Consider the following 11775-nt stretch of genomic DNA (forward strand, 5'->3'; position numbering starts at 1 on the left):
GCGGAGGACCGCGGGTTGGCGGCGGCCACGATCCGGACGTCGGCGGCAGTCGCAGGGCACCGATCCTGCGCTCGAGCACGAGCCGGAGCAGGGCGGCCTGCACGGCGGGCGGCGCGGTGGACAGTTCGTCCAGGAACAGCAGCCCGCGACCGGCCCGCACCAGCCGCACCGCCCAGTCCGGCGGTGCCATCGGAACCCCGTGCACCGCCGGATCGTCCCCTACGACGGGCAGGCCCGAGAAGTCGGACGGCTCGTGCACGCTGGCGATCACCGTGGTCAGCGGCAGGTCCAGGGACTCGGCGAGCTGGGTCAGGGCCGCGGTCTTGCCGATCCCCGGCTCGCCCCACAGCAGTACGGGCAGGTCAGCGGCCACGGCCAGGGTCAGAGCCTCCAGCTGGATGTCGGGCCGCGGTTCGGTCGTCGTAGCGCGCAGTACGGCCAACAGCTCGCCGGCCACGTCGAGTTGGGAGGCGGGAGTGGAATCGGTGGCAAGGGCGGGGGCGGGGGTACGCGTGGACATGTGTGATCACCTTGGGTTCGTGGTGCGACGAGTGAGGGCAGGGCGGGGCCGGGAAGCCCCGAGGGAGGGGTGGGTCGGGTCGTGAGCTTCAGCGGTAGGTGCCGTGTCGTGGGCGCGAGCGGCCCACCCGGGGTCGGCGAACGTCCTCGGGCCGGGTGCGGGCGGGTCCGGTCAGACCGGCCCGGTACAGCCCGTACGTGATCCGCTGCCGCGCGGCCGCCTCCAGGGCGTCCCGCAGCGCGCCGTCGCGCAGCAGTGCGCCAGGACCCAGCAGGCCCTCGACGACGGCCAGCGCGCCGGCGATGTCACCGTGGACGAGGCGTTCGCGGACGCCGGTGAGACAGTCCGGGTGCCGGTGGGCCTCGTCGATGGCCTGGAGGCACGGCAGCGGGGTGCCGGTCAGCGCGACCAGCAACTCCTCCCGCCGGATCTCCTCCGGGTCGTGGTCCAGCGGAGCCAGCACCCCGTCGACCAGGCCGATACGGTGCCGGGCGCCCCGGCACTCGACGAGGCGCGGCCGCCCCGCCGGGTCCGGACGACGGCCCGGGCCGGCCGGCACATGACCCGGCACCAGCGCCGAGGCCACCAAGGGGTGCAGCCGACCGACGTCGATCGCGTCGGCGCGGATCAGCTCCAGGTCGGGCGCCACCCACGTCGCTGCATCGGGCAGGACGGGCAGCTCGGACGTCGACCCGGAGACCTCGTACAGGAGGGGCCAAGCGGACGCCGAGCCGGATACCTCCCACCGGACGGGCCGCTCGGACGCCGCCGCGGAGACCTCGTCCCGGACCGGCCGCGCGGATGTCGCCCCGCCGACCTCGTGCCGCACAGGTAGCTCGGACGTCGCCCCGCCGACCCCGTGCCAGACGGGCACAGCGGACATCGCCCCGCCGGCCTCCCACCGGGCGGGCGCAGTGGACGTCGACCCGCCAGCCTCGCCCGAGACCGGCAACGCAGACGCCGACCCGCCAGCCTCGCCCGAGACCGGCAGCTCGGACGCCGACCCGCCGACCTCCGGCACGACACGCGACGCGGATCCCGGAGCCGCCGCATCCTTCCGTACGTCCAGCACCAGCCGGTGCCGTCCCCCGCACCGCACCAGTACCGGCCCGGTGGGCCGCCGCTCGGCGCGCAGCAGGATCTCCGCCTCGGCCGTCCATCGGCCGACGGCACACCGGTACCCGTCCGGGACCGCCGCCGGCACGGCGGGGTGACGGTCGGCGGCCGGTCCGTCGGCCCCGGACCGGCCGCGCAGCTCGTCCGCACGGCTCGCGTCCCACAGATGGCGGTGCAGGTCGAAGCGGAACCGACGGCTGGGGCGGGGATGCGGATGGCGGCAGGCGCCGGCGCCGTAGTCCGCGCCGGAGCCGTCCCACAGCGTGAGGCTGATCCGCTGACCGGAGTCCGCCCAGGCCGGCGGCGTCCGCACGACGAGGTGCACCGGGCTCACGCCGTCCAGGCCCAGGGCGTCGTAGCGGGCCAGGGTGAGGGTCAGCCCCGGGCGGAGCAGCCCGTCGGGAGCGATCCTCGGCATGTGCCAGCGCAGCAGGTCGGGGGCCAGGCACCGGAGATCGGCCCGGATCCGGGCTGCGAGTTCCGGGTGATGGCTGCGTGCCACGGAGCGCAGATTGAGATCGACGTCGAAGCCTGCGGCTGCGCACGCCCCCGCCCAGTCACCGGCGAGGCGTCGGGCGGTCGCAGTCTCGATCATGGAGGGCGGCACGGCGAACTCGCGCACGCGCAGCCAGAAGGAAAGGCGGGAATCCCCGATCGCGGGTGGGGTGAGCATCAGCACTCACCTTGCGCGGTGGGGTCCCCCAATCTGTCAACGGAGTCAGTTGTCATCGTGATGATCGTAGCGTTCACCCGCCCGGCTGTGCCAGACGCTTTTCACCCAGTCCGACGCTGCACCCCTGAGCGCCTTCGCCGGCACCCACCGTCACCGGACCGCCGTCCCGCCCCCTTGCGGCCCCGCGCGACGGAGCCGACGGTGGAGGCACAGGGCGGGCGGCGAGGAGCGGGCGATGACGCACGGTGGTGGCGGGGCGGACCGCGAACGACGGCTGTTCGCGGAGGCCGACGAAGGCGGCGCCCTGGCGGCGCCGGTGTCCGAGCGAGCGCCGGTGGCGGACCGTACGCGAGAACCCCAGCGGGGACGGGGACGCGTGGTCGTACTTCACCCACGACCAGGTCCGCTCACCCCCGTCTTCCCGCGCGACTGTGACGGTCGCCGCCCCGTGCACCGCGCACAACCCGTGTTCGCCAAGGATCCGCACCGGAAGGACCTCCTCCTCGTCCACGAGCACTTCCACGGCGGCAACGGCGCGGGGTTCGGCGCCTCCCACCGGACCGGCCGGACCGGGCTCGTCGCGGCCACCGCGACCCTGTGCCACAGCCACAGCCACAGCCACAGCCACGGCCACGGCACCGACGACCGGCGCCGCGGCGGACGGGAGTCCCTCAAGTCGGTGCGCGGACGCGGGGAGCCGCTGTCATGACGGTGATCCACGAGATCAACACCCCCGTCTGGCTGACGGAGTTGAGCGAGCGATACGGGCGCCGCGTCACTCTGGGCGAGGTGCCCGGCGAGGTCTGGGACGGGATCGCCCTGCCGGGCATCGACACCGTCTGGCTGATGGGCGTCTGGGAACGCAGCCCGGCCGGTCTGCGGATCGCGCTGCGCGACGACGCCCTGGTGGCGTCGTTGCGCGCGGCCCTGCCCGGCCTCACCGAGGCGGACATCGCCGGCTCCCCGTACTGCGTACGGAACTACGTCGTCGACGAGTCCCTCGGCGGACCGGACGGGCTGGCCGCCGCCCGCTCCCAACTGGCCGCCCGTGGCATGCGGTTGATCCTCGACCACGTGCCCAACCACGTGGCCCCCGACCACCCCTGGCTCACCACGCACCCGGCCCGTCTGATCCGGGGCACCGCCGACGACCTGTCCCGCGCGCCGCAGGCCTACGTCGAGGTCGGCGGGCGGATCTACGCCCGTGGCCGCGACCCGTACTTCCCGCCGTGGCCCGACGTCGTCCAGCTCAACGCCTTCAGCGACGACCTGCGCCGGGCTACCGTGGACACGCTGGTCTCCATCGGCGAGCAGGCGGACGGCGTGCGCTGCGACATGGCGATGCTGATGATGAACGACGTCTTCGCCAAGACCTGGGGCGAGGCCGCGGGACCGGTACCCGCCGAGGACTTCTGGCCGTACGTCGTCCCGCGCGTCCGCGCCCGCCACCCGGACCTGCTCCTCGTCGCCGAGGTGTACTGGGACCGCGAACACGCCCTCCAGCAGCAGGGTTTCGACCACTGCTACGACAAGCGGCTGTACGACCGTCTGCTCCACGAGGACGCCGAAGCCGTCCGCGCCCATCTGCGGGCCGGCCCACCCACCAGCGCGGCCTCGTCCGCTTCCTGGAGAACCACGACGAACCCCGGGCCGCCGCGACCCTGCCGGGGGAGCGGGGACGGGCGACGGCCCTCACCGTCGCCACCCTGCCCGGCGCGACGCTCTGGCACGAGGGCCAGTTCGAGGGCCGGCGCGTACGCCCGCCGGTCTTCCTCTCCCGCCGGCCGGCCGAACCGGCCGACGAGACACTGCGCGACTTCTACGGCCGGCTGCTGCGGGCCGCCAAGGCCGTCCGCCGGGGCGAGTGGCGGCTGTCGACGCCGACCGGCGGGCCGGACGGCGACAGCCACAGCGCGCTGCTCAGCTGGACCTGGACCCACCCGGACGCGCGCCACCTGGTCGTCGTCAACCACTCCGACCGCCCGGTCCAGGCACGGCTGGCCCTCCCCTGGGACGACCTGCGGGGCCGCACGCTCCGCCTGACCGACCTGCTCACCTCAACGACGTACGACCGCGAGGGCGACGAACTGGCCGACCGGGGCCTGTTCGTGGACCTCGGGCCCTGGGCGGGGCATCTGTTCCAGGTGCCCTGACGGGAAGCGGGCTCAGCCCATGGTCTTCGCGCCGTCCAGGGACTCGCGGATGATGTCGGCGTGGCCCGCGTGCTGGGAGGTCTCGGCGATCACGTGCAGCAGCACCCGGCGGGCCGACCACTCCTTGCCCGGCGCGAACCACGGCGCCGACGGCAGAGGGTGCGCCGCGTCGAGGTCGGGCAGGGACGCGACCAGCTCGTCGGTACGGCCGGCCACCTCGGCGTACGTCTCGAGCACCTCCGCCAGCGTCTCGCCCGGCAGCATCCGGAACTCGTCGCCCGCCGCGCGAAGTCCTCCTCCGTCATGTTGTCGAAGTCGCCCATCGACGACGGACCGTCCACGATGAAGGAGACCCAGTTCCGCTCGACGGAGGTCACGTGCTTGATCAGGCCGCCGATGCACAGCTCGCTGGCGGTGGTCCGCAGCCCGGCCTGCTCGTCGGTCAGACCGTTGGCGGTGAAGCGCAGGAAGCCGCGGTGCTTGGCCAGGGTCTCCAGCAGGTCGGCGCGCTCGCCGGTGAGGGCCGGGGCAGGGGCGGTGGGGTTGTTCTGGGACATGGCGGGTCTCCGTCTCCGTGGGGCGTGTTGCGCGTTCGTGGACCACGTTAGGAGGGATACAGGTCAGTTCCTGACCTAAAGGAGCGGGAACCCTGGGCGGCCCTCACACCGGAACAGTGCTCACCCCCCAGGCCTGCGCGCACAGCGCCCGTTCGACCTCGCCGGTGTACACCGCCGCCGCCAGCCACGCGCCCGCGAATCGGTCGGAGTCGGACGGCAGGAGCCGTCCGAACGTGTCACGCGCGCGGTCCGCCGCGGCGGCGTGCAGCTCGTCGAGAAGGTCCCCCGCCGTCCCGAGCCCCACGCGGCGCAGCCGGGCCCCGTCGCCCGCCGCACCCCCCGGGAAGGCCAGCACACGGCGGCCTCCCGAAACGGCCTGATGGACCCGCCGGCGCAGCAGGTGCAGCGGGGCCTCGTCCACGACCGGAACCGGAGCGGCGGCCGGGGCCTTCCCCGCGGGCAGGTCGGCGTGCTGGAGCCGGTCGAGACCCAGGTCGACCCGGGCGGCCGGGTCGCTCGGGTGCTCGGTGGCCAGCAGCAGCGCGCGGGGGAGCGGTCCGGACGCCAGACGGGCGACGACCCGCAGCCGCATGCCGCCGGCCGCCGCCAGCAGACGCAGATTGTCGCGGTACGGCAGGGCGGGAGCGTCATGCGCCGTGGCAAGCCGCAGCGGCAGGCCCGCGCAGTCGGCCAGCAGACAGTCGCCCGTCGCCTCCCGGACCGTGCCCATGAGCCTCACGTCGAGGAACAGCAGGTCATGGCCGCCGCCGAGAGCCCGCGCCACCTGGTCGGCGACGGGTACGGCCCACAGCCGGTCGAGCGGCTCGCCGCGCCACGCGGCGCCGGACGCGCGCACCGCCCGTACCCCCGCCCCCGCGCCGAGGCGGCCCGTGGGTGAAACCGTGGCGCCCGACACGGCGAGTCCCGCGCGCGCCAGCTCACGGTGCGTCAGGGACGTGTCGCCGATCCGCACGGCACGGTCGGCGGCGCCGGTGGCGCGGCCGGGGCCGCCGGGTGCCACGTCGGACACCGTGTGGAGGCGGCCCTCGGCGTCGGCGGTCCAGGTGACCGCACCCGCGTACCCGGTGGTCGTGAGCACCGGCTCGGAGAACAGGCCGTACAGCCGCAGGGAGCCGTCCGGGCGGTACGGCTGCCGTGCCGTGCCGCGCAGTTCGGCCAGGTCGCACCCGTGGCGTGGGGAAGGCGGTGGGCCACGCCGAGGGCGCCACCGAGTGCGTCCGCGAGGTCGGCGAGACGGTACGCCGGGTCGGCGGACCGTGCCGCGCGCACCCCGGTGACCACGGAGACCGCGGCGGCCGAGGCCCGGGGGAGACCCGCGAGGCGCGCGGTGTGCGCGGCGCGCAGCAGCTCCGCCTGGAGCACGGCACCGGACCCGTCCGTGCCGGCCTCCAGGACTGCGGCCGCAGCGGCGAACACCGCACGGGCGGCGGCACGTTCCTCGGGTCCGGCGGTCTCGGGCTGCTCCTGCCGCGTCTCCCGTGTCGCGTCCGCGGGCTCGTCCGCGGGCGGGCTCGGTGGTGTGTCGTCCGCGACCGGCGCGGCCGAGGCGGCGGCCGCGCGGTGCAGACAGTCCGGCGCCAGCAGGCACCCGCAGCGGATGGCGTCCACGCGGGTCACCGTCCCGCCGGGGGCGTGCAGTTCGAGGTCGGTGTCGTCGTCGACGGCGATCCGCACGGTGTCGCCGTCGCGCACCACCGGACGGGCCGCGAGCTTGGCGACCCCGGCGTCCAGCCGCTTGCGGAGCCGGGGAGACAGCGCCCCGACCAGCTCGGCGGTGACGGACGGGGCGACCGGAGGCAGCCCCGGGCCGGGTCGGTCCATAGACGGGTCCGGGCCGGGTCGGTCCGGAGACGGGTCCGGGCCGGGTCGGTCCGGAGGCAGGTCCGGGCTCATGCGATCTTCTCCCCTACCCAGCGGGCGAGTTCGAGCGGACTGAGGGCGGCCACCGGCATGCCCGCGGCGACGAGCTGACCGGCGACCCCCGTGGAGTAGCGGGGCCGCCCCGTGTCGTCGAGGCTCGCGCAGCCCAGGACGTGACAGCCGGCCCCGACGAGTGCTCGGACCTCGGCGAGCAGCCCGCCGAGCGGATAGCCCTCCTCGAAGTCGCTGACGACCACCACGAGGGTGCGCGAGGGCACGGTGACCAGCTCGCGGGCGTGCCGCAGGCCGGCCGCGATGTGCGTGCCGCCGCCCACGCTGACCTCCAGCAGCAGCGACAGCGGGTCCTCCACGTGCCCGGTGAGGTCGATGACCTCGGTGGAGAAGGCCAGGAAGTGCGTGGACAGGGTCGGCACCCCGGCCAGTACCGACGCCGTGAGCGCTGCCCAGACCGTGGACGCCTCCATGGACCCCGACACGTCCGTGACCAGGATCAGCCGCCAGTCGGCGGACCGACGCGCACGCGTGCGGAACACCGGGTGTTCGGGGACGACCTGGACCGTGCCGTCGGGGGCACGGCGCGCGGTCGTCAGGTTGGCGCGCAGCGTGCGGGGCAGGTCGAGGCCGCCGCCCGGACGTCTGCTGGGGCGCGGCAGGGCCGTCCCGTGCAGGGCGGGCCGCAGCCGGGTGGCCAGTTCCCGGGTCAGGGCCTCGACCAGCCGCCGGACCAGCGGACGCAGTGCCGCCAGCCGGGCCTCGGGCAGGCCGCCCGCGTGGCGCAGCACCGTGCGCAGCAGGTCGACCGAGGGGCGGACGCTGTCCGCGTCCAACTCGGCGAGCACGTCCTTGCGGCCAGAGGCGGCGGCCGCCGCCAGCACCTCCTCGCGGACGCCCGGACCGAACAGCACCGCCAGTTCCTCCGACCACTCCCGCACACCGGGATACGGCACCTCCCGGCCGCCGCCCGAGCCCGGCCCGGTCAGCTCCCCGCGGCTGCCCTCCCCGCGCCCACTGCCGTACAGCTCGTCCAGTGCGGTCGCCAACGATGCCGCGGAGGAGGGGAGTTGATCCTTCCGGCGACCCAGGACGAGCCGCCAGCGATCCCCGGGGGCGAGCAGAGCGCCCTCGGTCCGAGGTGCGGCGGTCCCGCCCTCGGCCGCGGACCCGGCATCCGTCGGGGCGGGCGCGGGCAGCAGCCCCAGCGTCCGCAGGGTCTCGCGCGCGGCGAGGTCCGCCCGCGTCCAGGCGGCGAGCGCGGCCGGGCCGACACCGCCGGTGTCCGCGAGGTGCGCCACGCCGAGGCGCTCCTCGACGGCCGCCAGCAGCCGGTCGCGGGCGGCGGGGCTGAGGACGTCGAAGCCACCGCGCAGCGCCGGCAGCCGGTCGAGGAACTCCCTGTCGGGCAGCTCCGCGACCCGGTCGAGCAGAGGCTCCAGCGCGGGCGCCGCGGCCTCCAGCAGGGGACCGGCGGCGGTCAGCAGCCCGCCGAGCCGCGCGGTGAGCGCGGCCCGCGAGTCCGGGTCGACGGCCGCGTCCACCCAGGAGGCCACCCGGTCCCCGAACACCCGCGGATCCTCCTGCCCGAGCAGCACGCGCACGGCCCCGGCGGCGCCGCGCATCAGCGGGGAGCCGTCGGCGGCCAGCCGGGCGAGGGCGTCGGTGAGCCGGATGCCGCCCAGCGCGTCGGCCCGGTGGGCGAGTTCGAGCAGGGCGTGGGCGTCCGCCGGGTCCTCGGAGCCGGTCAGGCCGTCCACCTGGCGTACCGCCGCCGAAGTGAGCAGCCCGGCCACGCCCACCGCCCGCGCCGTACGGTCCTCGTCATGGCCGAGACCGGGGATGTGACCGGCCCGCAGCCGGTCCAGCAGGGCGAGTCCGGCGAGCAGTTCGGGCAGGGTACCGGCGAGGGGGAGCGTGTCGGCGATGTCGGCGAGCCGCTCGTCCGCGAGCGCGGTCAGGCCGCACTCGGCGGCCCCCGCCAGCCCGTCGAGAGCCTGGGCGGCGGTCGGCCCGCCCTCGTCACCCTCCAGGCGCCGCCGCTCGCGCAACACCCCTTCGGCGGCCTGGGCGGCGGTGACCCCGCGCACCCCGGCCGCGGTGAGCATGGCCGCCGTCGCGGGCGTCCAGCGCACCTCCCAGCGCGAGGTGACCGCCTCGGCACCGCCCGCGCCGACGACCTCCTTCGCCTCCCCGTACGGCACCCCGCACACCGCCAGCCGGCGCAGCAGCAGCTCACGGCGCCGGTCGAGGTCGGAGCGCAGCGGGTCCAGACGCAGATCCCGCACCGCACCGGGCACCCCGTCCCCCGGTCCGGGCAGGCCCAGTTCCGCCACCTCGGCCTCCACCGCGGGGGCCAGACCGCAGCGCGGCGCGTCCGGCGCGGGCCGTCCGGTGCGGGTGCCGACGAGCACCCGCTCCATCGCCCGCGCCACGGCGCGCCCCCGCCCGTACGGCTCACCCTGCGTCAGGACCGTCTGCACGGCCTCCACCAGCTCACCCCGGCCCGCCGCGGGCAGCCCGCGCAGCCGGGCCAGATCGGAGGCGAGCCGGACGATCTCCCGCGCGTCGGCGGGCCCCGACGGGTGGCCGAGGCTCCGCAGCTCGGCACAGACACGGACGGCCGCCCGCGTCAACGCCTCCTCCAGCGCCTCGGGATCCCCCGCCGCGCGCAGGACCATGTCCTGCCACTCCGGGTCCCGGATGCCCGCCGGATAGCCGGACCGCTCGTCCAGCAGGGCGTAGGTGTAGGGGATGAGGGACGTGGTCCACACGGGGCGGTTCCCGTCGGCGGCGGCTCCCGCGGCCTTCCCGGTCCCCCCGTCCTTCCCGGTCCCCCCGTCCTTCCCGGTCCTCCTGGCCTCCCCGGTCTCCCTGTCCCTCCCGGCCTCTCCTGCCTCCCCGGCCTGTTCGGCCTCGTCCGGGTGCTGCCCCGTCAGCGCCGGGGCGTGGAAGGCCCCGACCACCACGGCGGCCCGCTCCCCGCCCGCGGTGGCCGCAGCGATCCGCGCCCGCATCCACCGCTCCCGCCGCAGATCCAGCTCGGGCACGCCGCCCGCGGCGGACGCGTCCTCGCGCAGCGCCCAGCCGGTGAGCAGGGCGGCCCGGCGCAGGGCCTCCGGCGGAGAGCCCGGCGCGGTCGCCTCGACGAGCCGGTCCCACAGGTCGTCCCCGGTACGGCCGCTCAGACCGGCCCGCAGCGCGGCGGCCAGTCCGGGCACGGCGTCCCCCGGCGCCGCAGCGGCGGTCCGGCCCTCGCCCCACGCCCGGTCGGCGAGCGGCAGATCGCAGGCGATCACCGGAACGCCCCGCAGACCCGCCCAGCGCACGGCGGCCAGCTCGGGCGAGAAGTCCGCGAACGGATAGAACGCCGGTCCCGCGCCGCCGCTCCCGTCACCGGGGGCGGCGGCGAGGGCGACCGGGGCACGCGTCTCCTCGTGCCCGAGCCACGGCAGCCACTCCTGCGTCTCGGCCGGCAGCTCGACGAGCAGCACGTCCGGCTTCGCCTCGTCCAGCAGCAGGGGCATCGCCGCGGCCAGGGACGGCGCGTGATGCCGTACGCCGATCAGGTACGGCGCCGCCGGGCCGGTCAGGGCGGCGAGAGCCTCGTCGGGTGAGCCGGGACCGAGGCCGGGGCCGGCCGTGACCGGCGTGCGGCGGGAGGTGAGGGACACGGCCGTCAGCCCTCCAGGACCGTGCGCAGGTCCCACAGGGTGCGCCAGGTGGCGGAGCCCTGTTCCGCGCGGCGGCGGACGGGACCGTCCCAGTAGCCGCGCAGCCGGGCGGCGTCGGCGGGGTCGTCCTTGCGGACCACGCCCAGGAGGTGTCCCGGCAACAGGCCGAGCACGTCACGGTCCCCCGGGAAGTAGGCCGCCGCGAGAGCCAGCGCCCCCGCCACGGACACGGCCTCGGCGGTGCTCATCACCGTGGACGGACGCTCCACCTCCCAGCCCTCCGCCGACCGGCCCTCGCGCAGATCCCGGAAGGCCGTCACCAGCGCCTCCAGCACCGCGTCGTCGACATGGAAGGGCGCCCCGGCCCGCTCCACGGACGCCCGCGCCTGGCTGCGCACCAGGGCCGTCTCCGCGTCCAGGTCCGGGATGGGGCCGACGGTCTCGAAGTTGAAGCGGCGCTTGAGCGCCGCGGACATCTCGGAGACCCCCTTGTCGCGCAGGTTCGCGGTGGCGATGAGGTTGAAACCAGGGGCCGCGTGCGCCAACGCGTCCTGCGAGCCCGCCAGTTCGGGTACGGCGATACGCCGCTCGGAGAGGAGCGACACCAGGGAGTCCTGCACCTCGGGCAGACAGCGGGTGACCTCCTCGACCCGCGCGATGCCGCCCCGGCGCATGGCGGTCAGCACCGGCGAGGGCACCAGCGCCTGCCGGCTCGGCCCCTGCGCCAGCAACAAGGCGTAGTTCCAGCCGTACTTGAGCTGGTCCTCGGTGGTGCCCGCCGTGCCCTGCACGACCAGGCCGCTGGTGCCGCACACGGCGGCCGACAGCAGCTCCGACAGCATGGACTTGGCGGTACCGGGCTCGCCGACGAGCAGCAGACCGCGCTCGCCCGCGAGGGTCACCACGCACCGCTCGACCAGGGCCCGGTCGCCCACGAACTTGCCCTCGATCACGAGCCGGCGCGGCACCCCGTCGCCCGCCTCGGCGCCGTCGGGCAGCTTCAGGGCCCGCCCGTCGCTGCCCATGACGAACGTGACGACCGCGCGCGGGGTCAGCCGCCAGGCGGGCGGACGCGGCCCGTCGTCGTACGCGGCGAGGAAGGCCAGTTCACCGGCGTGCAGATCCTCGCGCGGGACGATCTGGCGGGCGGCGCGGGGGACAGGGTGGTCGTCATCGGCGCGTGTTCTTC

The 11775-nt window shown here is 76.0% G+C and carries 5 protein-coding genes and 5 pseudogenes; 2 read left to right on the forward strand and 8 right to left on the reverse strand.

The window, feature by feature from the left end:
• Nucleotides 1-520, reverse strand: a pseudogene (locus tag BM536_RS05565) (sigma 54-interacting transcriptional regulator); the annotation flags it as partial.
• Between the two features lie 88 nt (nucleotides 521-608).
• On the reverse strand, nucleotides 609-2309 hold the full coding sequence (locus BM536_RS05570; RefSeq protein ID WP_094102681.1) for a hypothetical protein: 1701 nt from the start codon (nucleotides 2307-2309) through the stop codon (nucleotides 609-611).
• Between the two features lie 235 nt (nucleotides 2310-2544).
• Here BM536_RS05570 and BM536_RS41680 point away from each other — a divergent pair, with 235 nt between their 5' ends.
• Together BM536_RS41680 and BM536_RS05580 are read left to right on the forward strand one after the other, a co-directional pair.
• Nucleotides 2545-3018: a hypothetical protein gene (locus BM536_RS41680; protein WP_073491007.1), complete on the forward strand. Its 474-nt coding sequence runs from the start codon at nucleotides 2545-2547 to the stop codon at nucleotides 3016-3018.
• Nucleotides 3015-4462: pseudogene (locus tag BM536_RS05580) on the forward strand (alpha-amylase). The gene BM536_RS41680 and the pseudogene BM536_RS05580 overlap by 4 nt, the downstream one beginning before the upstream one ends.
• Before the next feature lie 12 nt (nucleotides 4463-4474).
• Here the strand turns inward: BM536_RS05580 and BM536_RS44740 are convergent.
• The 6 genes and pseudogenes from BM536_RS44740 to BM536_RS05600 form a co-directional block, all read right to left on the reverse strand.
• Nucleotides 4475-4567 (reverse strand): mycothiol transferase, encoded by a 93-nt coding sequence (locus tag BM536_RS44740; protein WP_425444610.1) that lies wholly within the window; start codon nucleotides 4565-4567, stop codon nucleotides 4475-4477.
• A gap of 15 nt (nucleotides 4568-4582) precedes the next feature.
• Nucleotides 4583-4726, reverse strand: a pseudogene (locus BM536_RS44745) (hypothetical protein); the annotation flags it as partial.
• Nucleotides 4696-5019 (reverse strand): annotated as a pseudogene (locus BM536_RS42415) (mycothiol transferase); the annotation flags it as partial. The pseudogenes BM536_RS44745 and BM536_RS42415, both read right to left, overlap by 31 nt.
• A 103-nt stretch (nucleotides 5020-5122) precedes the next feature.
• Nucleotides 5123-6861 (reverse strand): annotated as a pseudogene (locus BM536_RS05590) (hypothetical protein).
• A 68-nt stretch (nucleotides 6862-6929) separates the two neighbouring features.
• Nucleotides 6930-10586, reverse strand: a complete 3657-nt coding sequence (locus BM536_RS05595) for a vWA domain-containing protein (RefSeq protein WP_094102613.1) — start codon at nucleotides 10584-10586, stop codon at nucleotides 6930-6932.
• A gap of 5 nt (nucleotides 10587-10591) precedes the next feature.
• Nucleotides 10592-11725 (reverse strand): ATP-binding protein, encoded by a 1134-nt coding sequence (locus BM536_RS05600; RefSeq protein WP_107439558.1) that lies wholly within the window; start codon nucleotides 11723-11725, stop codon nucleotides 10592-10594.
• Nucleotides 11726-11775: the final 50 nt, after the last annotated feature.

It is taken from the genome of Streptomyces phaeoluteigriseus (assembly GCF_001896135.2).
Classification (GTDB): domain Bacteria; phylum Actinomycetota; class Actinomycetes; order Streptomycetales; family Streptomycetaceae; genus Streptomyces; species Streptomyces phaeoluteigriseus.

Excerpts from the sequence above, each read along its gene's own strand:
- BM536_RS41680 (WP_073491007.1), top strand. The coding sequence starts at position 2,545 with ATGACGCACGGTGGTGGCGGGGCGGACCGCGAACGACGGCTGTTCGCG.
- BM536_RS05570 (WP_094102681.1), bottom strand. The coding sequence starts at position 2,309 with ATGCTCACCCCACCCGCGATCGGGGATTCCCGCCTTTCCTTCTGGCTG.